This is a genomic window from Glutamicibacter sp. X7, from assembly GCF_054889245.1.
This window is the reverse complement of record NZ_CM142678.1, coordinates 2,231,264-2,257,052: the sequence shown is the minus strand read 5'-3', so window position 1 is coordinate 2,257,052 and position 25,789 is coordinate 2,231,264. Positions and strand designations below refer to the sequence as shown.

The following is a 25,789-nucleotide window of genomic DNA, read 5'->3' as shown; positions in this document are numbered from 1 at the left end:
GGATCGGGTCGCAGATGGCGAAGTGCCCTGTCAGGCTCTTCGCATTCATCCGCTGGTGATGTTTCAGAACTTACCTTAGCCCCGTTGGCGCCCGTGAGTCATCTTTGGGTAGCAAGCTCACGGCTAAATGCGGTGTGGAACACGAAACCCGGTGTGGAACGGAGTTTCGCTCCGCCCACACCGGGTCGATCTCACGCCAAGGGGCGTCGGCTCAACGCGTTAGCCGGCCAAGGTTGCCGCGTACTGCACAAGGGTGCGCACCTGGCTGCCGGTACCGTTCTTCGGGGTGTAACCCCATGCTGAACCTTCGTTGAAGGCCGGGCCCGCGAAGTCGATATGTGCCCACGGAATCTGCTGGCCGTCGACCTCGCCGACGAATTCCTGCAGGAAGGCCGCGGCGGTCATCATCCCACCCATGCGTTCGCCGATGTTGGCCAGATCGGCGACCTCCGAGTCGAGGCTCGGGCGCAGCTGCTCCGGAATTGGCATGGGCCACGCAAGTTCGCCCACGGTGTTTGACGCCTCGATGAGCGCATCGCGCACGGACTCGGTGCCCATCACGCCGGCGGTCCGAAGACCAAGGGCGAGCATCTGGGCGCCGGTGAGCGTGGCGATGTCGATGACCACATCGGGGTGCTCCTCGCTGGCAGCAACCAAACCATCGCCCATGACCAGGCGTCCCTCGGCGTCGGTGTTGAGCACCTCGACGGTCTTGCCGCCGTACATGCTGATGACATCGCCGGGGCGGGTGGCCTTGCCGCCGGGCATATTCTCGGCAAGGCACAGCCATGCGGTGACCTTGACGTCCAGGCCCAGTTCGGCAACGGCGCAGATGCTCTGGAAGACCGCCGCGGCGCCGGACATATCCGACTTCATGGCGTGCATTCCCGAGGCAGGCTTGATGGAGATGCCACCGGTGTCAAAGGTGATGCCCTTGCCGACCAAAGCTAGGTGCTTGGCCGCCTTGGCCGGTGCGTATTCGACCTTGACCAGGCGCGGTGGGCGATTAGAGCCGCCGCCGACCCCGAGCAGGCCGCCGAAACCGTCCTTGGCCAGCTTCTTCTCGTCGTACACCGTGACCTTCAGGGGCAAGGACTTGGCGTAGTCCTTTACCGCCGAGGCGAAAGATTCCGGGTACAGCTCGTTGGCCGGCGCGTTGATCAGGTCGCGGGTACCGCGCACGGCGCGGCCGATGGCTGCGGCATGCTTGAGCACCTCAATGAGGTCCTTGTCCGCTGAGCGTTCGGTGGCGATCTGTGCTTCGGACAGGGTTGGCTTGCTGCTCTTGGAAGCCACCCGGTAGTTCTCGTAGCGGTAGGCGCCGAGCGCGATACCCTCGGCCACGGCGGACACGCGAGCGGTGGTCTCGGCCGGCAGGCTGAACACCGCGGTGCTCACATTGCTCAGCTGGCGTGCGGCCGAACCTGCCGCGCGGCGGAGCAGTTCGTCGTCCAACGAGGCGTCATCGGCGACGCCAAGGCCGGTGAATGCCATAACCTTAGCCTTGGTTTCGGCCACCGGCGGGAGCAGCAGCAACTCGTCGGCCTTGCCGGTGGCGTTGATGCTAGCCAGTGAAGCTTCCACGGCGCGGGTCATTTCGGCGCTGAACGGAGATGCGGCGATTGCTACGCCGTTCTCCTGCTTGAACAAGCCCAGCACGAGGGCGTCGCTGCCCTGACGGCTGATGTCCGTGCCGATGACAGTCAACTTCAGATCGTTGGAGTTGATCACAAAATCATTCCTTACTATGCCTTTGTAGGGTTGGGGCGTGCACCCGCCAAAGTGGTCGATGATGCGACCAAGCGGGCGGTACGTACTCCGGTACTGATCGTAGTCGAGGTCGGAGCGTACGGTGCCCTAGTTCACAGTGAGCAAAGTACCCGCGGGGATAGAATGGTTCTTTGGAACCTTCGAGCCGGTGGCACCTTGCCCGGCTCGAGGCCGTGCAGAGGGAAGGAGCCAAATGTCGCAGGAGCGTCTACTGGAACTGGTCGGCGAGCGCGTCGACGATCCTGAGCTGCAGGGACTGGGCATGCTGATTTCGCTCAAGGGCGCCTCGGATGCCGGTCATCTGCACGCGCAGTTGAGCAATGGATTGCTAACCGCTTTAGATGCCGAATTGTTCGCGCGTTTCGATGCCGACGAGCTGGTTTGCTACAGCGCCCAACGCCCGCGTGTGACTTTCGTGGCCGACCACTTTGCCGGCTATCAGGCCCCGGGCATCGACATCTATTTGCTCACTGACGAACTGGGGCGGAAGTTTTGGTTCCTCACCGGCGTCGAACCAGATTTGCGGTGGGAGCGGTTCGTTAGTGAACTATGCCGCTTCGTTGATGCCTATAACGTTCCGCTGACGGCCTCGGCGGTTTCGCTACCGATGCCGGTGCCGCATACCCGGCCCATCGGAGTGACGGCTCATGGCAATCGCCAAGATCTGATCGAGAACATTTCGACCTGGTCGCCCACCGCCGAAACCCCGGCAAGCGTTACCGCGCTGCTCGAGATTCGTCTCAACGATCAGCAGCGGGACGTGGTCGGCTACTCGCTACATACCCCGCACTACCTCTCCGAATCGGAGTACCCGGCCGTTGCCGTGGCGGGTCTGGAGTACCTGGGCGCGGCCCTGAAGCTGGCCTTGCCCACCGAAAAATTGCGTGAAGCGGCCCGTCTGGTCGAGGGCCAGTTGGCCGAACAGCTGGCCAGCAGCGAAGACGTCAAGCAAATGGTCGATGGCTTCGAGGCGCGGTTCGATGCGCATGCGCACCAGCATGAACAGCGTTCCTTGCTGGTGGACGTTGACCAGGATCTGCCCGACGCAGAGCAGCTCGGGGCACGTGCCGAGGACTTCTTGGCCTCGCTTGGGGACACCGGCCCGTGGTTGGACGCGGCACACCAACGTGAGGCAGGGGAATCACCCGAATCGTGAACACGATTAAGCTCAACTCGGCGCGTTCGTGGGTAGTTTTCGTTGCCGCAGTGCTCACCTATTTATCCGCAGTAGCCCAGCGCACGAGTTTCGGAGTCGCCGGGATCGAGGCCACGGAACGCTTCACGGCCAGCGCCCAGGTGCTGGCCGCCTTCTCGGTAGTCCAGTTGATCGTCTATGCCGGGGCACAGGTGCCGGTGGGTCTTGCCCTTGACCGTTTCGGCCCGCGGCTACTGATTACCTGTGGTGCGGCCATCATGGCCCTAGGTCAGGGGATGCTGGCGGTCGCCGAAAGCGTCGGTCTGGGGTTGACCGGCCGTATCTTCGTCGGCGCCGGCGACGCGATGGTTTTCGTGTCGGTGCTCCGGCTACTGCCGATGTGGTTTTCCAGTAATCGTATTCCGCTGCTCACGCAGTTAACCGGCACCTTCGGGCAGCTCGGACAGCTAGTTAGCCTGATCCCTTTTCACGCGCTACTGGTTGCACTCGGGTGGACTCCGGCCTTTTCCATCATGTCTGGACTGGCCCTCGCAACGTTCCTGACCACTATCGCCTTCGTGCGCAATGGTCAGGACTTCGGTCACAAGGGGTCGACCGAGCGTTTACGGGCCTGGCAAGGCCTGGCGCTGGCTTGGCGGCAACCGGGCACGAAGCTGGGATTCTGGACCCACTTCACCACCGCCTTCATGTGCAATGTGTTCATGCTCAGCTGGGGCTACCCATTCCTCGTCGAGGGCCAAGGGCTAGATGATGCGCTGGCTTCGTCGGTGATGTCGGTGTTCGTGGTGGTGGCGATCGTATTCGGCCCGATTCTGGGGGCGTTGACGGCCCGCTACCCGCAACGTCGTTCGAATTTCGCGCTGACCGTCGTGTTCCTCATGATCTTGAGCTGGTCCGTGGTGCTGCTGTGGCCGGGGCAGGCCCCGCTGTGGTTGTTGATCGTGTTGATGGTGGCTGTGGCGGCCGGTGGTCCAGCTTCGGTGATCGCCTTCGACTTTGCCCGCACCTTTAACCCGCCGCACCTGATGGGGACCGCTACCGGTGTGGTGAATACCGGTGGCTTCTTCGGAGGCTTCCTTACCATCTACCTCATTGGGTTGATTATGGACTGGCTCCACCTCAACGATGCTCCCGGCACCTCGCTGTATAACCTCGACGCCTTTCGGGTGGCGTTAAGCCTCCAGCTGGTCATTGCGGTAATTGGCGTGGTGTTCATGGTGCGCAATCGCCGTAAGGCCCGCGAACAGGTGGCCCGCGAAGCACGTGTCCAAGGGGCCGCGCGTTAAGTCGTCAACAGTTCGTCGGCATGAGGCCCTAGCGGTCGGATGCCGAGGTGACGCTGGGGTGCATGACAACAACTCCAGAACGCCAGCCCCTGTCCCTCAGCGAATGCGATGACGTACTCGCCTATATCCCTCACGCCTTGGGTTTCCTGCCGCACCGATCGGCGGTATTCCTGCTTCTGACCGGCCGGAAACTCGAAGCGACACTACGCGTAGATCTGCCCGGCGAGCGTGAAAGTCCAGATCATGAGCGCTGGCTCGGGCAGGTCGGCGACCTTATCGGGAAACTCTCCACCGTCGAATCGGTCATCATTGTTTTTTACGCCGATGGCCCGGACGCCGCAAGCACCGAGGCCCCTTATGCGAGCCTCTTTCGCAACACCGTCAGCTCCCTCGAGCAGCGCGGACTGTTTACACATCGTGGCTGGTGCATCGGTGAGAAGTGGGGTTGGGACTATCTGGCCCCGTCCGGCAGGGAAAGTTTTGCGCTCGGTGACCTCAGGGACAATGCCACGAACGCGGCATTGGTGGTGGCTGGTTCGGCTCCATTAGCCACCCCGTGGGATGGGGGTGGGATTAGCCCTTGGCCTCAAGCAGCCAGCATCCGGGCGCTAGCGGCGGCACCCGAGTGCGAGGATATCTTCGATTCCCTTGACGCTTGGGCCCATGTACTGAGCCACCCCGTTTCGGTTGCAAGTACCCTCATGCGTCAAGATCACATGTTGTGCGCCAGACTGCTTGGGGGCCTTAGCGCGCGGCTGGTACGAGATGTGTTGCCCTACTTGGCTGGTGTCGGATCCGACCGGGCGGTGAATCTGATCCGGCAACTAGCGCTCGGACGCGAGGGCCCGGAAGTGTCGGATATGGCCGATTATTTACTGGGCAAGGGTGAGCGCTACCCGCAGTGGGAAGGGGTGGATCGGCTGTGGCATCTCTGCCGAGACTTGTTGGGGGTCGCGCAGGGCGAACACCATAGCGCCCTGTTGTGCATATTGGCATGGATTGAATGGGCTCGGGGACGCGGAAGCTTGGCCATGACCTTGCTCAAATCCGTACTGGAGGAATCTCCAAATTACCGACTGGCTAAGTTGCTCCGGGACATGGTCACACGCGGGCTCATGCCGCAATGGGCGGTCGACCCGGAACATGCGTGGCGGGCCGTACATGACTAGCTTCGGTGCCGGTGCGCAACGCCACGCTTGGGGCCAAGTGGTGCCGCGGACCCGATTCGTGGATAATGGTTCAACAGACCCGGTTAGGTTCGATCCGTTTTGTGCCCGTGCAGTGCATCGCATGGAACAAAACGAGGGGTGGGCACGTTGGATAGACAGTGTGCCCCCTCGGCAGTCGCTTCGGCGAAGGCCCTCGGACTTGACAGGGTCATAGTGGTGTTGCCGGTAGGTGCATCCGGAACGCATCGTGAGAAAGGTTTTTCGTGTCATCTTCTGAGACGAACGCTAATCGTAAAGCAGCCGCCGAGACTTCGGGGGAGGCCGAGGAGAAGGTAACCAAGCCTGCCGCGAAGAAGCGTGTGAGCAAGGCCAAGACGGCCGAGACTAAGTCTGTGGAGCCGGAAGGGGAGACCACCGACGCCGGCGAATTCAACGATGACACCGAGGTGGAGCCGGACGAAGCCGCCGTCAAGGACGTCGAGGCCAGCGAACCCGAGTCCAAGGGGTTCACGCTGTCCACCGCAGATGATGACGCGCCGCAGCAGCAGGTGCTGGTCGCCGGTGCAACCGCGGACCCGGTCAAGGACTACCTGAAGCAGATCGGTAAGGTCGCACTGCTGAACGCTGAGCAGGAAGTTGACCTGGCGCTACGCATTGAAGCTGGCTTGTTTGCCGCGGATAAGCTGGCTAAGGACGACGGCTCCATGGAGCAGCGTCTGCGTTGGGATTACGAACAGATCATCCACGACGGAAAGATCGCCAAGAACCACCTGCTGGAAGCGAACCTTCGACTGGTCGTTTCGCTGGCAAAGCGCTACACCGGCCGTGGCATGCTGTTCCTGGACCTGATCCAGGAAGGCAACTTGGGTCTGATCCGCGCGGTGGAGAAGTTCGACTACACCAAGGGCTTTAAGTTCTCGACCTACGCCACCTGGTGGATTCGCCAGGCAATTACTCGTGCAATGGCCGACCAGGCCCGTACCATCCGTATCCCGGTGCACATGGTCGAAGTCATCAACAAGCTCGCCCGTGTGCAGCGCCAGATGTTGCAGGACCTGGGGCGTGAACCAACCCCGGAGGAGCTGGCCAAGGAACTGGACATGACCCCTGAAAAGGTGGTCGAAGTTCAGAAGTACGGTCGTGAGCCGATCTCTCTGCATACTCCGCTGGGTGAAGACGGAGATTCAGAGTTCGGTGACCTGATTGAAGACTCCGAAGCTGTTGTTCCAGCCGATGCCGTGTCCTTCACGCTGTTGCAGGAGCAGTTGCACTCGGTGCTTGATACCCTCTCCGAGCGTGAGGCGGGTGTTGTGGCAATGCGCTTCGGTCTGACCGATGGCCAGCCGAAGACTTTAGACGAAATCGGTAAGGTTTACGGGGTCACCCGCGAGCGTATTCGCCAGATCGAGTCGAAGACCATGTCGAAACTGCGTCACCCGTCGCGATCGCAGGTACTTCGCGATTACCTCGACTAAAGAACAGAATTAAACACCGGTGGGGTGGGAATGACTGCAGTCGTTCCCACCCCACCGGTGTTTGATGGCGCGCACGCCAGAATGGTAGTTAAAGACTAAGGGCAGTTCCGCATAGGAACTGCCCTTAGTTGGCCGCGAGGTCGCGCCGAGACTAGTCGGCGTCAACCTTCGGCTTCTCGTACAAGCGCGCTGACTCGTCCTGCCAGAGCGAGGTCAGCGGGCGAAGCTTGGGCTCTACGGCACGCGCGTGGTGTGCGCAGAACAACAGTTCGCCACCGGTGGAGGCCAGCACGGCCTTGACGTACGCCTGGGCGCCGCAACGGTCACAGCGGTCAAGGGCATTGAGCTCTCGGCTCACAGTTTGAGTAGTCATTGCCAACCTCCCTAAATCGATGGTTAATCTATACAACCAGTAATGGCTGAGACTTTATGCCGATTTGGCCCTGCTTTCGCTCACCGCGTAGAGAATGTGGATAACACCAGCGCGCAGTGCCGCGGACGGCGCAGCCTCCACGGTTCGAACACGTGAACGATTAGAATAGATTCGTTCGATCTCATCTAGGCAGTACAGGAGTTAGTTCGATCGTGGCCGCAGGCGAAAATTACAGTGCCCGACACCTATCGGTGCTCGAAGGGCTCGAGGCAGTACGCAAGCGCCCGGGTATGTACATCGGCTCCACGGATTCTCGTGGCCTCATGCACTGTCTCTGGGAGATCATCGATAACTCCGTCGATGAGGCGCTCGGCGGATTCGGGCAGTCCATTACCGTGGTGCTCTACGCCGATGGTTCCGTCGAGGTCCGTGATGATGGACGCGGTATCCCGGTGGACATTGAACCGCGCACGGGCCTGTCCGGCCTGGAAGTGGTCTTTACCAAGCTCCATGCCGGTGGCAAGTTCGGCGGGGGCTCCTATAACGCATCCGGTGGTCTGCACGGCGTGGGTGCCTCGGTGGTCAACGCCCTTTCGGCTCGATTAGACGTTGAAGTGGATCGTGGCGGCAAGACCTATTCCATGCAATTCCGGCGCGGCGAGCCGGGCCGCTTCACCGACCGGGGGAAACCGAAGGCTGACGCACCCTTCACCCCCTTCGAGCAGGCCACTGCCCCCGAAGTTATTGGCAAGGCCAAGCGCGGGGTCACCGGTACCCGCATCCGGTACTGGGCCGACACCCACATCTTTACACCCGATTCGAAGTTCTCCTACGAAGACCTGCAAAACCGCGCGCGGCAGACCTCATTCTTGGTTCCCGGGTTGCGTCTCGTGTTGCGCGACGAGCGAGGCGTGGCAGGGACCCCAGGGGAGCAGGGGCCGCATGAAGAGGTCTTCCACCACGATGGTGGTATCAGCGAGTTTGTCGACTACTTAGCCAACGATTCGGCGGTGACCGATATCTGGCGCATTCAAGGAAGCGGAACCTTCCACGAGAAGGTTCCGGTCTTCGATGACAACGGGCGTAGCCATATTCAGGATGTTCAGCGTGTCTGCGAGGTCGACCTCGCCATGCGTTGGGGTATTGGGTACGACACGAGCATCCGAACCTTCGTCAACATCATCGCCACCCCCAAGGGCGGAACCCACCTATCCGGTTTCGAGCAATCCCTGCTCAAGACCATTCGTAAAGCCGTCGAAGGCAACGCCCGCAAGCTTAAGTACGGCCCGAAAGACAAGCTGGAAAAGGAAGACGTAATGGCCGGGCTGACCGCCGTGGTCACCGTCCGGCTGGCCGAACCGCAGTTCGAAGGCCAAACCAAGGAAGTACTTGGTACGCCGCAGGTCAAGCAGATCGTCTCCAAGGTCCTCGATAAGGGCCTGAGCGAGCGGTTGAACAGCACCAAGCGTAATGACAAGGCCATGGCCACCACCTTGCTGGAAAAGGTGGTCAACGAGATGAAGACGCGTGTTTCGGCTCGCATGCACAAGGAAACCCAGCGCCGAAAGACCGCGTTGGAGTCCTCGTCGATGCCGGCGAAACTGCTCGACTGCCGTAGCAAAGAGGTCGAACGTTCCGAGCTCTTTATCGTTGAGGGCGATAGCGCCTTGGGTACCGCCCGGCTGGCGCGTTCGAGTGAGTTCCAGGCCCTGCTGCCGATTCGCGGTAAGATCCTCAACGTCCAGAAGGCCTCCATCTCCGACATGCTCTCGAACACCGAGTGCGCCTCGATGATTCAGGTCATCGGCGCTGGGTCGGGACGCACCTTCGACATAAATCAGGCACGCTACGGCAAGGTCATCTTGATGACCGATGCCGACGTGGACGGGGCGCATATTCGCACCCTGCTGCTCACTCTGTTCTACCGCTACATGCGCCCGATGGTCGAGGAGGGTCGGGTGTACGCCGCCGTCCCGCCGCTGCATCGTATTGAGATCGTCAACCCCGGTTCGAAGGCCAATGAGGTGGTGTACACCTATTCGGAACAGGAGATGAACCGGCTACTGGCTAAGTTGGAAGCCGAGGGGCGAAAGTACAAGGAGCCGATTCAGCGCTACAAGGGTCTGGGCGAAATGGACGCGGACCAATTGGCCGAAACCACCATGGACCCACGTCACCGTATGTTGCGCCGTGTAGGCATTGAACATGCGCAGGCGGCCGAAGAGGTCTTCGATCTGCTGATGGGCTCGGATGTGGCCCCGCGCAAGAAGTTCATTATTGACGGGGCCGAGAACGTCGAGCTGGAACGCATCGACGTCTAGTACGCCCGTAGCCTAGATACCGACAGGCCGCCGACGTCCTCCCTGCGGGGAGCGACGCCGGCGGCCTGGGCGTTTAACTATTGGGGTCCAGTAGGCGTGGAGCAATTAGTAGCACCGTAGGGCAGACCAACAACAAGACTGTGCCAACAAAGATCAGCGCTTCGGCACTGCGTTTCAGCGGTGGTTCGGCGGTGAGTAGACGCTGGATGCGGCGGGCCGACAGTTCGCCGTCCGGCGTGCCTTCGAGGGGATTGGCTAACTGCCCACCTGCAGTGGTCGAAGGCTGCTGTTTAGCTGGAGTGCTTCCGGCCGAGGATGACGCTGCCACGATGGCCCGCAGCAGGGTTGGCCGGGTGACCTGAGTCAGCGCCCGATCATCGGCAAGCATTTCGACCAGTTGGCGCACGGCGTCCAGGGCTAGTTTGGAGGTCGGAAGCCACGGGAGAGCTTCATGCCAGGCGGTGAAGGCCAGAATCAGTAGATCATGTCGCTGATCGAGATGGGAGCGCTCATGGGCCAGGACGGCGCGTTGTTCATCCGCCGTCAGCTGGTCGAGTAGTCCCTGCGATAAGACGGTGACCGAGCGGTTCAGGCCCGGGACGCAGTAGGCTACCGGCGTGTCATGGTCCAGGACTAAAGTATCGGGGCCGGAAGCGGCGGGGTTGCTGAGCAACCCCAATAAATGGCGGTGTTTGGCCCGTTGTCGCGAAATGCGCCAGGTGGCGCGGATCAGGGTGAGGACCAGGTGAAACCCGAAGAGGGCCGCGGCGCTCAGGGCAAAGAGGTGAACGATCCCCGGGTAAGGCACATCTGGTGCGCCGAGTACGAGTTTCACCCCGCGGCCGAGGGCGGTAATCAGGTCATCGCCCAGCGGGGAGAGCCCCCAGACCAGCATGGAGCCGATCATCGAAAGCCCACCGGCCAGTGCGATCGCCTGCCAGAGGAGCACGGCCTGCACCGGGGCTCTAGCTGGCCATTTTGCGCGCGCCAAAGCTAACGGCGTCGGCCATGCGAGTACCACAGCCAACGCCGCTAGGAAATATGAGGTCAGAAGCACTCATACCTCGAGTTCTACGGAAAAATTAAGCGGATTTTGGTGAATCCAAGATAGCACGCAGCGCGGCGGCTTCGTCGGGGGAAATGCCGCCGATGAAGCGTGCAAGTACTGCCTCGCGGTCCTGCGCATTGCCCAGGGCTTCGTTGAGCAGTTCGACGGTGTGATCCTCACGGGAGGATGACGCCGTGTAGCGGTGTGGGCGGGTGGAGCGCTCACGCTCGACCAGTCCCTTTTTCTCCAAGCGCGCCAGCACCGTCAGTACGGTGGTGACGGCGAGCTCCTTGGAATCGCCGGCGTTAGCCGCCAGCTCGTCGCGAAGGTCGTTCGCGGTCAACGCTTCTGCTGAGTCCCAGAGGAGATCCATTACGGATCGTTCCAGATCGCCAAGACTGGCCACCAGGTCCTACCTCACTATGTTGTCGATCGTGCACGGGATGGGCCGAAGTTTCGGCACGTTACCCGCATGGGGCTTTAAGTGTATAGCCGCTGAGCGAATTTTTCTACATGGCGTAAAAGTGTCGGGCCCTGTGTCGTACCGCACGCTGACTTGAAACGGGAATCATCGCTCAAGGGATTTCTACACGTTGTCGAAATTGGTATGGTGGGTATTGAGCAGATTTCTACAGCTCGTAGAAACTTCAGGTTCGAGCACCATGAAGGTGAGGAACAAATGGACCCCTTGGAGATTGCCCGCTGGCAATTTGGCATCACAACCGTTTACCACTTCCTAATGGTGCCGTTGACGATTGGCCTCGGGCTGACCGTCGCGGTGCTACAAACCGTCTGGTTGCGTACCGGCAATGAGCACTGGCTGCGCATGACCAAATTTTGGGGCAAGCTGTTCCTCATTAACTTCGTGATGGGCGTGGCCACCGGCATCGTCCAGGAATTCCAGTTCGGCATGGCCTGGAGCGAATACAGTCGGTTCGTCGGGGACGTCTTCGGCGCCCCGCTGGCCATGGAAGCGCTACTAGCCTTCTTTGTCGAGTCCACCTTCCTGGGCTTGTGGATCTTCGGCTGGAAGAAACTTCCCGCGAAACTTCACCTTGCCACCATCTGGTTAGCGGCACTGGCCAGCATCCTTTCGGCCTACTTCATTCTTGTCGCTAACTCATGGATGCAACATCCGGTCGGTACCGAGATCATCAACGGACGCGCAGTGATGACCGACCCTTGGGCCGTATTTACGAACAATACGGCGCTGGTCACCTTCCCGCACACGATCTTCGGCGCCTTCGCGGTGGCCGGCGGCTTCCTGCTGGGTATTTCGTGGTTTCACCTCTACCGGCGGCGGCGTGATGGCATTGACACCGTCGGCGCCGATGGCAAGGTGATCGTCGGCGAAGACCTGAGCAAGGGGCGGAACCGCGACAAAACGGACCACAAGGTCTGGCTGACCTCCCTACGCGTCGGCGCCGTTGTCGCCCTGGTGTCTTTCACCGGTGTCGCTTTCTCCGGCCACGAGCAGGCCAAGCTGATGTTCGAGCAGCAGCCGATGAAGATGGCCGCAGCCGAGGCGGCCTGTCACGACGGAACCGGCTTCTCGGTGCTGACCATCGGTGACATTTCCAAGAGCGGCGCCACGGGCTGCGACGACATCGCCTTCGTCTTCGAACTGCCCGGCCTGCTGTCGTTCCTGGCCAATGGGGACTTCGACACCCCGGTCAAGGGCGTGAACACCCTGATCCCGGAGTACCAACAGAAGTACGGCACGCACTACCCGGATGATCCGGGCTACGGTGAGCATGCCGGGCAGGAAATTAACTACGTGCCGGTCATGGAAGTGACCTACTGGGGCTTCCGGCTGATGATCACTCTCGGCGGGCTCTCCGCGGTGGCCGCCGGTGTTGCGCTATGGCTGACCCGCAAGGGGACCGTTCCAGCGAATAAGTGGCTCTCCCGTCTGGCCCTGCTGGGCATAGCCGCACCCTTTGGCGCCAACTCCTTCGGGTGGATCTTTACCGAGCTGGGACGGCAACCCTTCGTGGTGGCCCCGAATCCGCAAATGGGCGGTGTTGACCAAGTCTTCATGTACACCGCCGCGGCCGTCTCTCCTTCGGTGAGCGCCGGCGAGATGCTCTTCTCGCTGATCGCACTGACCCTGGTGTACGGGGTGCTGCTGGTGGTCGAGCTGGTGTTGCTGACCCGATACATCCGTGGCGGGGTTGGTTCGGCGATGCCCGAGCTCACCAAGGATGACAAGCGGCATCCACATGATGATCACGATCCATCCGACGGCGGCGACGTGCTCGCCTTCGCCTACTAGGAAGCAGAGGAACGACTCATGGACTGGCTTACCACGCTGTGGTTTATTCTGATCGCCGTACTCTGGTGCGGATATTTATTCCTTGAAGGCTTCGATCTGGGCGTTGGCATGCTGATCGGGCTCGGGCGCACCGATGAAAAACGTAAGCGCGTGCTGCTGAACACCATCGGCCCGGTCTGGGACGGAAACGAGGTCTGGCTGTTGACCGCCGGCGGCGCCACATTCGCCGCCTTCCCACACTGGTACGCCTCGCTCTTCTCGGCCCTCTACATACCGTTGGTGCTGGTGCTCCTAGCCTTGATCTTCCGCGCCGTCGCCTTTGAGTACCGCGGGAAGGCGACCACCCTGGTGACTCGTCGGCTCTGGGACCTCGCGCTTGGATTGGGGTCCTTGGTTGCGGCCTTCGGGGTGGGCGCCATGCTGGCGCTGACCACCACCGGTTTACCCCTGGACGCCAACGGTGACCGAGTCGGCGGGGCCTTCGCCTGGCTCAACGGGTACGCGCTACTCGGCGGCCTTGCGGTGGTGCTCTTCTGCCTGATTCACGCCTTGGCTTTCCTCGCATTGAAAACCGATGGTCCCATCCGTCACGCAGCCAACCGACGGTTCAGCCGGCTCGTACTGCCAGCCGTTCTGCCGTTGCTGGGCTGGGTGCTGATCGTGGTCAGCCGTAGTTCGTCGGTGGCGGCATGGGCGCTGACCGCGCTGGCCGTGGCGGCGCTGCTGGGCTCCTGGCTGTTCGCCAAGGCCGGCCGTGAGAAGCTCGCCTTCCTTGGCCTAGGGCTCATGTTGCTCGGCGGGGTCGCGGCGATCTTCACCGCCGCCTACCCGGTGGTCTTGCCCTCGAGCCTCGATGCCGCTTTCAACCTCACCGTGCACAACGCTTCAAGCACGACCGGTACCCTGCAACTGATGAGCGTGGTAGCCGCATTCGGTGTCCCACTCGTATTGGCCTACCAAGCGTGGACCTACTGGGTGTTCCGCAAGCGTTTGCGCGAAGAACATATCCCCGAGCCCCATGCGGTGCTCTCGGTAGTCGACTAGGCTAGCGCGCCCACTCCATATTTCGAAAGGCACAACAGATGAGATCACCGCGCTTTCTCCCCAGTGCACTGATGACGCGCGGCCAGCTGGCCGCCCTGGCGGCCTTCAGTGTGCTCAAGGCCGCCGGTCTGATCCTTCTGGCTACCGGATTGGGCCGGTGGCTTGCCGGGCTGGCAGGGGAGAGCCAGCCAGCGGGTAATTACCTGTATCTCGCCGTCGCCGGCGCGCTGCTGCGCGCCATCGCGGCCTGGGGATTGTCGTTGGCCTCGCGCCGACTGGGCAGCGGTGCCAAGGAACGGCTACGAGCCCAGTTGTTGCGCACCGCCGCCAAACGCCCGGTGATCGGGGCGGATGAGGATGACTTCTCGGTGCCCGGTACCGCGACCTTAGCGAGCCACGGGATCGACAAGCTCGACGACTACTTCGGCAAGTTCATTCCCGCGTTCACTTCGGCGGCCGTGCTTCCGGTGCTACTGGGCGCCTACACGTTGTACTTGGATTGGCTCAGCGCGCTGATTCTAGCGCTGACCATTCCGCTGGTTCCCCTGTTCATGGCGCTCATTGGCCTGCACACCCAAGACACGATCCGTGACTCGCAGCAGAGCCTCGACGCGCTGTCGAAGCAACTCTACGAGTTGGCCTTGGGGCTACCGGCGCTCATAGGTTTGGGACGAGCCCGAGAACACGGCAACGCCATGGCCCGAGCCTCTGACCGGTACCGGCAGGCAACGATGGCGAACCTGCGCACCGTGTTCATGTCGAGTTTCTGGCTGGAGCTGATCTCCACGCTGTCGGTGGCGGTACTGGCGGTCACCATCGGTGTGCGCCTAGTCGGGGGAGGCATGGAGCTTTCGGCCGGGCTTATCATTTTGATTCTGGCCCCGGAGGTCTTTGGCTCGCTACGCGAAGTGGGATCGGCCTACCACGCCGCCGATGAAGGACTAGCCGCCTATGACCGGTTACAGAATTTCCACCCCACCTCGAAGGCGCCAGTCGACGTGCAGGAGCAATCGGAGCCGAAGGCCGATAGCGCACTTCAGGTACAGGCACTGACCCTTCGCTACCCAGGGCACGAACCGGTGTATCGAAACTATTCGCTACGGCTTCGCTTCGGGCAGCGCCAGCTGTTGGACACCCCCAGTGGTACCGGGAAAACAACCCTGCTCACGGCCATCGCCGAGAGCCGGCTTGGGCCCGCGGCCTTTGCGCCGCAGCTTCTTAGCGGACAGATCACCCTAGGCACTAACCTTGCGGTGATCAGCCAGCATCCGCAGTTCAGTGAGCCCACCGGTCGAGACCAGCTAACGCTCGACGCCCCGCAGGCCAGTGAAACGCAGATCGCCGAGATGTGCCAGCGGCTGGGACTGGCTTCCTTGCTCGATACGCCGATCGCCGGATACTCACCAGGGGAGTTGCGCCGTCTCGAGGTCGCCCGCGCATGCTTGACGGTGCACAGCGATCCCACCGTGCGCCTGTTGCTCGCCGATGAGCCGACCGCGCATCTGGATAGCGAGAATGCCCGGGTTGTGCGCGAACTACTCGAGGAATTGCCCGAGGATTGCGCGGTGCTGCTGGCCAGCCACGATCCGTTACTAGGCGGTACGCAGGCCGCGGTCACCCGGTCCCAACAACGGCCCGAAGCGGCGAGCGAGACCGAACCCCAGCACACGGCCAGCGAGATGTCGGCGCCGGCTCAGGCCACCGCAGCATCCAAGCGACCGACGTGGCGCCCGAGCCGCGAACTGCTTCGCACCTTCCCATCGGCCCGTAAGGCCATCGGGTATGGGGCGCTGTCCTTGCTCTGTGCCACCGCGCTGGCTGCGCTCAGCGGGTGGCTGATCGTGCAGGCCAGCTACCAGCCGGCCATCCTGCATTTGACGGTTGCCTTTGTGGCCGTACGCACCCTGGGGATCGGCCGGGCAGTGTTCCGTTACCTCGAACAACTCGCGGTTCACGATGCGGTGCTGCGATATGCCACCGCCCTGCGCGAGAAGATCTGGAACGCCATGGTGAGCGATCCGGCACGTTGGGGACTGATGGGACGGGGCAACAAGGTGTTGCGCTACCTGCTGGCCGAGGTCGACCAACTGCGCGATCTGCTCGCCCGGGTCATTTTCCCTCCCATTACCGCCGCGCTGACCATGCTGGCGGCCTGTGTTGCGCTATGGCTGATCCAGCCGAGCTTTGGGATGGCGGCACTGGTTCTCCTGCTCGTGCTCGGCGGACCGCTGGCACTCGGGGTACGAGCCATCGAAGGCAAACAACTGGCCGAGGCCAACTTGCATCGGGTACGTGTGAGCGAGCAGACCATGAGCTTGCTACGGCACCGGTTCGCCCTACGCGCCTACAACCGCTTGGATGACAAGCTAGGGCACTTGGCACAGGCCGAAAGCCAAAACACCGCACGGATACGCCGCCAAGCCTGGGGGCAGGGGATTGGGCCAGCGCTCGCCGGACTATCTTGCGCGTTGCTGGCCGTGCACGTTATCGCCACCAGCCAGGTAGACGCCGCCCAAACGGCCTTGGCCGTACTGCTCGCCCTCGCGCTGGCCGACCCGGCCGGTGGGGCCATGAGCGCGGTGCAGAACTTCGCGGCCCTGCGCACAGCCACCGACCGGATGAGCGCACAAGGGTTGAACGCCCCACAATCACAGCTCGCGAGCGAATCCGAGGTGCCCGACGTGCACGGCTACGAACTGACCGACCTGAACCTGAGCTACCAAACCGACTGGGTAATCGTCCAAGGGCTCAACGCGCGTATCGAACCGGGCCAGTGGACCTCGATCACCGGACCGTCGGGCGCCGGAAAATCCACCCTGATGGCCGCGTTACTCGGGGCGTTGAAACCTAGCGACGGCACCCTCACCCTGCTTGACGCGCAGGGAGGGGCGGTGGCTGCGCCGGAGGGCCTGCTGCCGGTGGCTTGGTGTCCCCAGGAGGCACACCTGTTTGATTCCACGGTGCGCCGCAACCTGCTCTTGGGGGTACGTGGAGAACTGCCCAGCGACGACACTCTGCGCCAGACTCTACGGGCCGTCGGACTCGAGCGCTGGTTAGCCGAGCAGCCACACGGGTTGGACACCCGAATCGGCAGTTCGGGCCATAACCTCTCCGGCGGTCAACGTTGTAAGTTGGCGGTGGCCCGCGCACTGCTCGGTGGCGGCCAAGTGATCCTGCTCGATGAACCCACCGCCCACCTCGGAACGGATGAATCAGCCGAGCTGATGCAGAGCCTGCGGACCGCGCTCGCCGGACGCACCGTCGTGCTTATCACGCACGATGCGTCCTTGGCCGCTAGCTGCCCCGGACGCATCGTGCTTCCTAGGCTAGAGCAGCACGCCACCGTCGTCGAAGGGCAAGGTGTCCTCGCCTAGTTGCACAGTGGGACGAGACGGGGTCTCGGCCGGAGCCTCGGCGGGGGTCGCCGGCTGAGCCGACGCCGCCGCAGGCGCGCCGTTGTCTCCGGGTTGTTCCAGACTGCCGCCGATCAAGCCGATGCTGTGCGCCAGCGGCGCCCCGGAACCGTCACGCTTGGCAAACTCGGTCGGTAGCGCACGGACCACGCCGGCAGGCGAGGAGGCACGTGCCGGTCCGAGGCCGGCAAAGCCCAGCTGCAGATGATCTTCACCCTTGACGAAACGCTGCGCCCGCACACCGGCGGTGGCACGTCCCTTGGCCGGGAACTCGTCAAAGTGGCTGAGTTTGACCGACTGCCCTGAGGTGCCCGGCAGCGACTGGGCACCGGCCGCGACCGTGGCCACCACCGCGTCCTGTGCACCGGACGGCACCACACCAAAGAAGATCGCGGTGTCGTTTTCGGCCAGTTTGATACCGGCCATACCGCGACCGGTGCGGCCCTGAGGGCGCACCGCGGACGCCGCGAAACGCAGGAGCTGGGCGCCGCGGGAGATGAATACGAGCTCATCGTCATCGTCGGCCGGAGCAGCACCGAGGACGGTATCGCCGTCCTTGAGGGTAATCGCCTCGAACTCATCGCGGTTCAGCGGGTACTCGGGGTTGACCCGTTTGACCACGCCCTGAGCGGTGCCAAGGGCGAGCACCCGATTCAGCGGCACGAGAGCGATGGCCTTTTCATCCTTGGGCAGGCGCAAGAACTCGGCCACCGGAACACCTTGGGCCAGGGGTGGGAAACCATGATGTTCGGCGATCACGGGCACATCGATCAGCGAAACCCTCAGGATGCGTCCCTTGGAGGTCAACGCGCCGATTTCGCCGCGGGCACTGGTAGCCACCTGCGACGAAAGAATGTCATGTTTCAACCGCGGACCGGAGAAATCAACGGCCGTGCGGTCCTGCGTGCGAGCGATCTGACCGGTGGCCGAGAGCATGGCCCAGCACGGAGTGTCGGCGACCTCCATGGCCATGGTTGCTTTCTTGCCCGTGCCGACCGGTTCGGGCATGGCCGTGCCCTTGAGCGCGGCCAGATCGGCGGACTTGCTCAACTTGGTGCGCCGATCAGTGCCAAAGGTCTCGGAGATTTCGGCGAGCTCGTCGGACACCACCTGACGAAGCCGCGCGTCGGAGCCCAAAATCTCGAGCAGTTCGGCGATTTCCGCCCGCAGCTGCTCTGCCTCGGCCTCGAGTTCGATGCGTGAATACTTCGTCAGCTGGCGCAAACGAAGTTCCAGAATGTGACTTGCCTGTTCCTCGGACAGGTCGAAGACGGTCATCAGGCGTTCGCGCGCCTCAGCGGTCTGCTCCGAGGACCGAATGATCGCAATGACATCGTCGATATCGACGATTGCGATCAAGAGACCCTCGACCAGGTGCAGGCGTTCCTGGCGCTTCTTCAAACGGTACTCGGTACGACGACGCACCACCTCGAGACGGTGATCCACATAGACCTGCAGCAGCTCGCGCAACCCCAGGGTGCGCGGCTGACCGTTGACCAGCGCCACGTTGTTGATGCCGAAGGAATCTTCCATCGGGGTGTACTTATACAGCCCGGCAAGCACGGCATTGGGGTTGAAGCCGTTCTTCAGCTCAATGACCAGCTTCAAACCGTGGCTGCGGTCGGTCAGATCCACGACATCCGAGATGCCGGTGATCTTCTTGTTGGTCACCCCGTCCTTGATCTTTTCGATGACCTTCTCGGGGCCGACCCCGTAGGGAAGCTCGGTAACCACAAGGGCGGACTTGCGCGCCGAAACCTTCTCGAGCGCCACGGTGGCACGGGTGCGGAAGGCACCGCGCCCGGTCGCGTAAGCATCCTTGATACCGTCGAGGCCCACAATGGTGCCGCCGGAGGGCAGATCGGGGCCCGGCACAAACTTCATCAGCTCGGCCAGGGTGGCCTCGGGGTTCTCGATAAGGTGGCGGGCGGCGGCGATCACCTCACGCAGATTGTGCGGGGCCATATTCGTGGCCATACCCACCGCAATACCAGTGGTGCCGTTGACCAGTAGGTTGGGGAAGGCCGCCGGTAGCACTTCGGGCTGCATGAACTGATTGTCGTAGTTCGGTACGAAGCGCACCACGTCTTCATCGAGGTTCGCAGTCATCGCCACGGCCGAGGCCGCCAATCGGGTTTCGGTGTAACGGGCCGCGGCCGGACCATCGTCCAAGGAACCAAAGTTGCCGTGGCCATCGATCAGCGGCAAGCGCAGGGAGAAAGACTGGGCCATACGCACCATGGCGTCGTAGATGGCCGCGTCACCGTGCGGGTGGAGCTTACCCATCACCTCGCCCACCACGCGGGCACTCTTCACGTGGCCCTTGTCCGGGCGCAAGCCCATTTGCGCCATCTGGAACAGGATGCGTCGCTGCACCGGCTTCAGCCCGTCACGGGCGTCGGGCAGGGCACGGGAGTAAATCACGGAGTAGGCATACTCCAGGAACGAAGACTCCATTTCATTGGTCACGTCGATGTCGACGATATTTTCCACGAAATCTGCGGGAATCTCTTCAGTCTTCTTGCGAGCCATTGCTCTGATTGCGCCCTTCATCTGCTGCGGCCTGATTGCTGCGGGCCACGCCTGAACCGATCCGTGCATGGATCGACTGGCGTGGCTAACATAAGCCTATGGTGGATCGTAAACTTTCCTCGGCATATCCAGCTCATTGGGAGGCCGATGTTGTGTTGCGCGATGGCACCACGGCGCACCTGCGGCCCATTACCCCGGCCGACGCGCAAGCACTCCAGGCCATGCACAAGCTGCAATCCCAGACCTCGGTCTACCTGCGCTATTTTACGTACAAGTCCTCATTGACTGCCAAAGAGCTGGACCGGTTCACCCACGTCGACCACCGGGATCGGGTGGCCATCACGGTTTTGCGCGGCGAGAAAATCATTGGCGTGGGACGTTATGACCGGCTTGATGATCCAAGCCAGGCCGAGGTGGCCTTCAACGTGGCCGATGAATTCCAGGGCACCGGCATCGGATCCATTCTGCTCGAACATCTTGCCGCGGCGGCCCGTGAAAACGGTATCGGGAAGTTTGTCGCGGAGGTGCTGCCGGAAAACCGCAAGATGATCACGGTGTTCTCCGAGGCCGGATACGCGGTTGCGAAGCGCTTCGAGGACGGCGTGGTGATGCTCGAATTCCCGATCGACCCGACTGATCGCTCTCGCGAAGTCACCGAGGCGCGCGAGCACCGCTCCGAGTCGCAGTCCGTGGCGGGGCTCTTAGCCCCCCGGTCCATCGCGGTGGTTGGGGCCAGCCGTAACTGGGGGAGCCTGGGGCGCGATGTTCTCGATCGGATCGTGGAGTCCGGTTTCACCGGGGCGGTGTACGCGGTCAACGAACAGGCCTTTGAGATTGGCGGGCTACCCAGCTACGCCAAACTCAGCGAGATTCCTGGCCCCATCGATCTCGCGGTCATCTGCGTCCCGCGCGACCGCGTGGCCCAAGTGGTGGCCGATGGCGCCAGCAACGGCATTAAGGGCCTGCTGGTGATGAGTGCCGGCTACGACGACGAGACCGGGCTGGCCGCTCAACGCGAACTTGTGACGCTGGCCCGTGCAAACGGGATGCGCGTGGTCGGACCCGCCTCATTGGGCCTATTCAATACCGCGCCGGGGGTGAAGCTCAACGCATCATTGGCTCAGGCCTTGCCCGAGGACGGCGTGGTGGGGCTCTTCTCCCAGTCGGCGGCCGTGGGCATGATGCTGCATGCCGAGGTGCGACGCCGCGACCTCGGGCTGAGCAGCGCAATATCGGCAGGCCTGCGCGCCGACGTGTCGGGCAACGATGCCATGCAGTACTTCGAGGACGATCCACGCACCAGCGTCGTTGCCATGCACCTCGAATCCTTCGGTAACCCGCGCAAGTTCGCGCGCATTGCCCGGCGCCTGGCCCGCAGCAAGCCAGTGATCGTCGCAAAATCCGACCTCTCGGGACGTCGGGTACCACCGGGTCACGCGGCCCTGACCAGTAAGGCACCGCCCGCGGCGCTGAACGCGATGTTGCGCCAATCCGGGGTCATCAGGGTCCGTTCGGCCGATGAGCTGATGGATGTGGCCACCTTACTGTCGTGCTTTGCGGCCCCGACCGGCCCCAACGTGGCGGTGCTGTCGAACTCGCCGACATTGGCCGACATTGTTTGCGAGGCGGCCACCGATCGAAATCTGCAGCCGCAGGCCATCGCCATGGATCCGGCGGCGGACCCGCAACTGGGCCAATCACGCATGTTGCCGGTTTTGCGCCGCCAACTGCAAGAACTCGTCGACGACGCGCAATACCATGCGGCGATCGTCGCCCTGCTGCCGCAGTTGGGCGTGGACCCACGGGCCATGGCCGAGCTGTTAGCCGAGTTTGCCGGGGCCGACCGACCGGTTCTGGGGTTATTCCCGGGCTATCTCGGCCAGTCGGTGCGCGCCGGCGTGAGCTACTCGGTCCCGCTGTACACCTCGGCCCACGACGCGGTCGGCGCCCTCGGGAAGGCCTACGGGTATCGGCAGTGGCTTGAAGTGCCCTTCGAGGCGGTGACGCAGCCCGAGGGCATCGATGCGCACAAGGCGACCGAGTTTCTCGACTCCCTCGCTCACCGGGTCCACGGCACTCGGCTGACCAAACTCGACTTCGCCCAGTGCGCCACCCTGCTTGGCTGCTATGGCATTGAAGTTTTCCCTTCCCTGCGTGTGTACAGCGCCGACGAAGCCGTGGCGGCCGCCGAACAGTTGGGTTGGCCGGTCGCGTTGAAGGCCGACGACCCGGATTTGCGTCAGCGGCTGGATCTTGGGGGAGTGCGGCTGGACCTGCACGATGAGGACAGCCTGCGCGCCACCTACGGGTATATGTCCGCGCAGATGAGCGCCCGGGGCATCGGTGCCCTCGAGGTGCAGTCCATGGCCCCGGCGGGGCAGGCCTGCGTGCTGCAGGCCCTCGAGGATCCGCTGCTCGGTCCGGTACTGTCCTTCGGCCTGGCCGGGGACGCCACCAACCTGCTCGAGGATTGGGCGCACGCGGTGCCGCCATTGAGCACGCACGATATTGCGGCGCTCATTGACCGCCCGCGCACCAGCGCGCGGTTGAGTGGCTACCAAGGGTTGCCGGCGGTGGATCGCGGTGCGCTGTGCGAACTGATCTCACGGATCGCCCTGTTGAAGGACAACCACCCGGAGGTGGCCATTTTGCGGCTGAGCCCGGTGATGGCCGGACCGACGGGGGTGCAGGTGCTCGGTGTGGAGATCCACGTGGGCAACGCCACCCAGCGCACCGACAGCGTGCGCCGAGCCATGCGCGGCCAGCACCTGCGGGAGTGAAAAGAAAGAGGCTAATCGCTAGAATTGAACTTATGACTTCCGAGACGTACTCAACCACCGCAGGCGCCGAACTTCAGCAGGACCTCGTCCGTGCCGGTTTCTATCCGCAAATGGTGCAGGACGTCTTGGCCGAGGCCATGCTGACGCGTCCGGTGCTTGACCACTACGTGCACCTAGAAACGCACTTTGACCGCACCGAAGTGCACCGGCACATTACGGTGCTCGTGCTCAGCGACGAGGTGCTGTTCATCGTGCACGTCGATGACCAGCAGCTCGATGACGACGGTCGCGATGTGGTGGCCCAGGTGTCCACCGAAATGATTTCGCTCAAGCGCATCGCCTCGGTGGCAACAAACTATGTCTTCCACCAGCCACAGGATTACCGCCGCGGTGAGGAAGTACATGAGTTGACCTTCGGGCTGTCTTGGAACGGCACCAGCCGGGTGGATCTTGCCCCGGCCGGGTGCGCGGATCCGCAATGCGATGCCGACCACGGGCTTACCGGCACCACCCAGCCCGAAGACTTGGTGCTACGTGTCAGTGCCCAAGCCGACGGCCAACAGGCCGTGAACAAGGCCCGCGGCTTCGCGGTGCGCCTGCGCCAGGCCACGATCTTCTAAGCCGTGAGTGTACTGATCAACGGCTCGATGCCGCAGCCCGATGTGGCACTGCCCGAAGCCCCCGCCTACGGCACCGGCACACTGGGCGAAATCCTGCCTTCGGCCGCTGCCGCCCTCGGTGTGCCCGGCTTCGCCAATGCGCTGAACCTCGCGCCCACTCGCCGGGTCTGCGTGATCATGATCGACGGTCTGGGCTGGAATCAGCTGCGCGCCAACCGGTCGCACGCCCCGTTTTTGCGTGGACAGTTCGACGCAGCACAAAAGCTCAGCACCGGCTTTCCCTCCACCACCGCCACGTCGCTCAGCAGCCTGGGCACCGGGCTGACCCCCGGGGAACATGGGATGCTCGGCTACGATGTGATCGACCCTGACGGTGGCCGCGTGGTGAACCAGCTTGGTGGCTGGCCCGGCAATCTCGACCCGCTCCGCTGGCAGCCAGCCCCCACGGTATTTGAAGCCGTGCTCGCTCATGGGATCAGCACCGCCAGCATTTCCCTGCCGCTCTTTGCCCAGTCGGCACTGACGCGCGCCGCGCTACGCGGCCCAGAATTCATCGCCGCCAACCAGCCTGCCGCCCGGGCGCGCGCGGCATCCGAGTACTTTGCGCTCAACCGCAACGCTCTGGCCTACGTTTACTTCAACGAGCTCGACAAGGCCGGGCACAAGTACGGCGTGAATTCCGATGCATGGCGCGAAACCCTTGAAGACCTCGATTTGGCGATCAAGTCGCTGGTCGCGCGGCTGCCGGAGCAGACCACGGTGCTGATCACCGGTGACCATGGCATGGTCGATGTGCCGGCATCCCAGCGAATCGATTTCAGTCTCTTCCCGGAGCTGATCGATGGGGTGGAGTTCACCAGCGGTGAGCCTCGCGGGGTGCAGTTGCGCTTCGCTGCCGACACGAGCATCGAGCGCCGCCAGGCCGTGCGGAATGCCTGGGCCCAGGCCTACGGGCGCAAGGCCTGGGTGCTGAGCACCGAGGAAGCCATCGAGCATGGCCTCTACGGTCCGGTGAGCACAAGCCACCGGGAACGACTCGGAGATTTGGTGGTACTAGCTGCCGAGGCCATCGCGTTCTATGACGGCCGGCGAGTCCCGGCCCGCGCCTTCGAAATGATCGGACAGCACGGATCACTCACTGCGGCCGAACGCTTCATCCCACTGATCAACCTGCGCACCCGGTAGCCGGCGCCGCCCGGGCCCAGAGCGCGGCATTGAACAGACAAAGCCGCCGTGCCGTAAGTCCCTGACCGGGGACTACGGCACGGCGGCTTCGTCGATGCTGAACTAGTCTTTCTTGCGCTTTCCGAACATGATGTCATCCCAGCTGGGCACCGAAGAGCGCTTCGGTTTACGCGGTGCGGCATCGGGTTCTTCGGCAGGCTGCTCACCGGCGCCGGTGGAATCTTGGGTTGCCGAGTGGTTTGGCACCACCGAGAGCTGGGTTGTGCGCGGGGAAAAACCCTGCGGCAGGTTCGGCAAGGAATCCTCGGATTCATCTTCGTCGTCAAAACCACCGGTTCCGCGTTCAATTAGTTCATTGAGGCGTTCGTCGTTTTCCGGATCCTCATTGGCGCGCTGCCCCCGGCGAGCATTGAGCAGATCCAGCAGTTCCTGATCGGTCGGTTCGCTGGCGGGCTGGCTCGGGGCCGGAGCGTCACTGGCCGATACCGCGGCGATCGGGGCGAAGTACTCGGGGGCGACCTGCTCGGAGAGGGTCTGTGCCCAGCGGTTCAGGTTCTTGATGGTTTTGCGCTGCGGGTTATAGGACCAGCGTGCGGTGTTTTCCTCTTCGCTGTCCCCGGCGTGTTCAAGTTTCTGCACATTATCCGAGTCCAGTGGGGAACGGAACTTGAGCCACACGATCCAGTGCCCCTCGGGATCCCGATAGGAGTCCCAGACCGCACTGTCGGTGTCGATATTCAGCTGATGCAGGCGGTGGGTGACCATCGCGCCCAGATCGGCCGGCTCCTCACCAAAGACTTCGCGGTACTCCGCATCGGTCTGCGGGCCGGAGACCTCCACGCGTTGGGCCAACTCAACGATGTGCGCGCGCTCGGCAAGCACCGGGCCCTCATACTTCAAGATCGTTTCTAGTGGCACATCCCATTCGAGGGAGAGCTCGTAGGCACTGGCACCGCCGCGCACGCGCGCCTGAATCTCACGCGGAGAGTGAACGGACTGTTCCTCGTCCTTGCGTGGTTGACGCGAACGGGCAATCTCGGCCATGGCGCTGCGCAGTGCGTCGTCCACGGGCAACTCGAAGCTCATGCCGTCGTCACTGCTGACCTGCAGACTGGAACCATTTTCATGAATCCCAACAAGTCTGAGCTGTCGCATTACTACCCTCCAGGCCGATATCTTCTCGGATAAAACTTTGCCACTGATACCGGCTAAAACCCACTACCTGCAAGGGTGTGGCGCGAGATTCCTCGCGAAGTTTTGCCGGTGGCGATCGCCGGTCCCGCAAGGACGCGCGGGACACGCTTCACGCGCTATACTGCTATGCCGGAGTTTTTACCGGTCA

General features: G+C 62.6%; 17 protein-coding genes. 11 read left to right on the top strand and 6 right to left on the bottom strand.

Translation table 11 applies throughout. The annotated features are described in order from the left end of the window. Window positions 1–219: 219 nt before the first annotated feature. Window positions 220–1,731, bottom strand: coding sequence for a leucyl aminopeptidase (locus ACYU0X_RS10815; RefSeq protein WP_418906926.1), 1,512 nt, complete (start codon window positions 1,729–1,731; stop codon window positions 220–222). 232 nt (window positions 1,732–1,963) lie between these two features. Here ACYU0X_RS10815 and ACYU0X_RS10810 point away from each other — a divergent pair, with 232 nt between their 5' ends. From ACYU0X_RS10810 to ACYU0X_RS10795, 4 genes are all read left to right on the top strand, one after another. Continuing rightward, window positions 1,964–2,926 (top strand): proteasome assembly chaperone family protein, encoded by a 963-nt coding sequence (locus ACYU0X_RS10810; protein WP_418906925.1) that lies wholly within the window; start codon window positions 1,964–1,966, stop codon window positions 2,924–2,926. After that, window positions 2,923–4,212, top strand: coding sequence for an MFS transporter (locus ACYU0X_RS10805; RefSeq protein WP_418906924.1), 1,290 nt, complete (start codon window positions 2,923–2,925; stop codon window positions 4,210–4,212). The genes ACYU0X_RS10810 and ACYU0X_RS10805 overlap by 4 nt, the downstream gene beginning before the upstream one ends. A gap of 62 nt (window positions 4,213–4,274) precedes the next feature. Continuing rightward, entirely contained in the window at window positions 4,275–5,381 is a 1,107-nt protein-coding gene (locus ACYU0X_RS10800) for a DUF4192 family protein (RefSeq protein ID WP_418906923.1), read from the top strand. 263 nt (window positions 5,382–5,644) lie between these two features. Continuing rightward, the gene (locus tag ACYU0X_RS10795) at window positions 5,645–6,856 is read left to right on the top strand and encodes an RNA polymerase sigma factor (RefSeq protein WP_418906922.1); all 1,212 of its coding nucleotides are present in this window, start codon (window positions 5,645–5,647) and stop codon (window positions 6,854–6,856) included. Between the two features lie 151 nt (window positions 6,857–7,007). Here ACYU0X_RS10795 and ACYU0X_RS10790 read toward each other — a convergent pair whose 3' ends face one another. Continuing rightward, window positions 7,008–7,229: a DUF7455 domain-containing protein gene (locus tag ACYU0X_RS10790; RefSeq protein ID WP_309406601.1), complete on the bottom strand. Its 222-nt coding sequence runs from the start codon at window positions 7,227–7,229 to the stop codon at window positions 7,008–7,010. A gap of 212 nt (window positions 7,230–7,441) precedes the next feature. On the opposite strand from ACYU0X_RS10790, the gene ACYU0X_RS10785 reads away from it, so the two are divergent. Next, complete coding sequence (locus ACYU0X_RS10785; protein ID WP_418906921.1) at window positions 7,442–9,550, top strand: DNA gyrase/topoisomerase IV subunit B; 2,109 nt, start codon at window positions 7,442–7,444, stop codon at window positions 9,548–9,550. A 73-nt stretch (window positions 9,551–9,623) separates the two neighbouring features. On the opposite strand, the gene ACYU0X_RS10780 is transcribed toward ACYU0X_RS10785, so the two are convergent. Together ACYU0X_RS10780 and ACYU0X_RS10775 are read right to left on the bottom strand one after the other, a co-directional pair. Continuing rightward, window positions 9,624–10,607: a M56 family metallopeptidase gene (locus ACYU0X_RS10780; RefSeq protein ID WP_418906920.1), complete on the bottom strand. Its 984-nt coding sequence runs from the start codon at window positions 10,605–10,607 to the stop codon at window positions 9,624–9,626. A gap of 25 nt (window positions 10,608–10,632) precedes the next feature. Next, the gene (locus ACYU0X_RS10775; protein WP_418906919.1) at window positions 10,633–11,004 is read right to left on the bottom strand and encodes a BlaI/MecI/CopY family transcriptional regulator; all 372 of its coding nucleotides are present in this window, start codon (window positions 11,002–11,004) and stop codon (window positions 10,633–10,635) included. 273 nt (window positions 11,005–11,277) lie between these two features. Here ACYU0X_RS10775 and ACYU0X_RS10770 point away from each other — a divergent pair, with 273 nt between their 5' ends. The 3 genes from ACYU0X_RS10770 to cydC all read left to right on the top strand — a co-directional run bounded on the left by ACYU0X_RS10770 (window position 11,278) and on the right by cydC (window position 17,291). After that, the gene (locus tag ACYU0X_RS10770) at window positions 11,278–12,873 is read left to right on the top strand and encodes a cytochrome ubiquinol oxidase subunit I (protein WP_418906918.1); all 1,596 of its coding nucleotides are present in this window, start codon (window positions 11,278–11,280) and stop codon (window positions 12,871–12,873) included. Window positions 12,874–12,891: 18 nt separating this feature from the next. Further along, on the top strand, window positions 12,892–13,917 hold the full coding sequence (gene cydB, locus ACYU0X_RS10765; RefSeq protein ID WP_418906917.1) for a cytochrome d ubiquinol oxidase subunit II: 1,026 nt from the start codon (window positions 12,892–12,894) through the stop codon (window positions 13,915–13,917). Between the two features lie 71 nt (window positions 13,918–13,988). Continuing rightward, window positions 13,989–17,291, top strand: coding sequence for a thiol reductant ABC exporter subunit CydC (gene cydC, locus ACYU0X_RS10760; RefSeq protein WP_461900654.1), 3,303 nt, complete (start codon window positions 13,989–13,991; stop codon window positions 17,289–17,291). Here cydC and ACYU0X_RS10755 read toward each other — a convergent pair. Continuing rightward, window positions 17,244–19,862 (bottom strand): DNA gyrase/topoisomerase IV subunit A, encoded by a 2,619-nt coding sequence (locus ACYU0X_RS10755; RefSeq protein WP_309406610.1) that lies wholly within the window; start codon window positions 19,860–19,862, stop codon window positions 17,244–17,246. The two genes, cydC and ACYU0X_RS10755, sit on opposite strands and share 48 nt — an antisense overlap. Before the next feature lie 98 nt (window positions 19,863–19,960). On the opposite strand from ACYU0X_RS10755, the gene ACYU0X_RS10750 reads away from it, so the two are divergent. Genes ACYU0X_RS10750 through ACYU0X_RS10740 form a run of 3 tightly spaced genes read left to right on the top strand, consistent with a single transcriptional unit; the run spans window position 19,961 to window position 24,447 of the window. After that, entirely contained in the window at window positions 19,961–22,642 is a 2,682-nt protein-coding gene (locus ACYU0X_RS10750; RefSeq protein WP_461900651.1) for a bifunctional acetate--CoA ligase family protein/GNAT family N-acetyltransferase, read from the top strand. A gap of 32 nt (window positions 22,643–22,674) precedes the next feature. After that, a complete protein-coding gene (locus ACYU0X_RS10745; protein WP_309406613.1) occupies window positions 22,675–23,262 on the top strand; it encodes a DUF5998 family protein in 588 nt (195 codons plus the stop codon). A 3-nt stretch (window positions 23,263–23,265) separates the two neighbouring features. Next, window positions 23,266–24,447 carry an alkaline phosphatase family protein gene (locus ACYU0X_RS10740; protein ID WP_309406614.1) on the top strand — a complete coding sequence of 394 codons (1,182 nt, stop codon included), beginning with the start codon at window positions 23,266–23,268 and terminating at the stop codon, window positions 24,445–24,447. 102 nt (window positions 24,448–24,549) lie between these two features. Here ACYU0X_RS10740 and sepH read toward each other — a convergent pair whose 3' ends face one another. Beyond that, entirely contained in the window at window positions 24,550–25,602 is a 1,053-nt protein-coding gene (gene sepH, locus ACYU0X_RS10735) for a septation protein SepH (protein ID WP_309406615.1), read from the bottom strand. Between the last annotated feature and the right edge of the window lie 187 nt (window positions 25,603–25,789).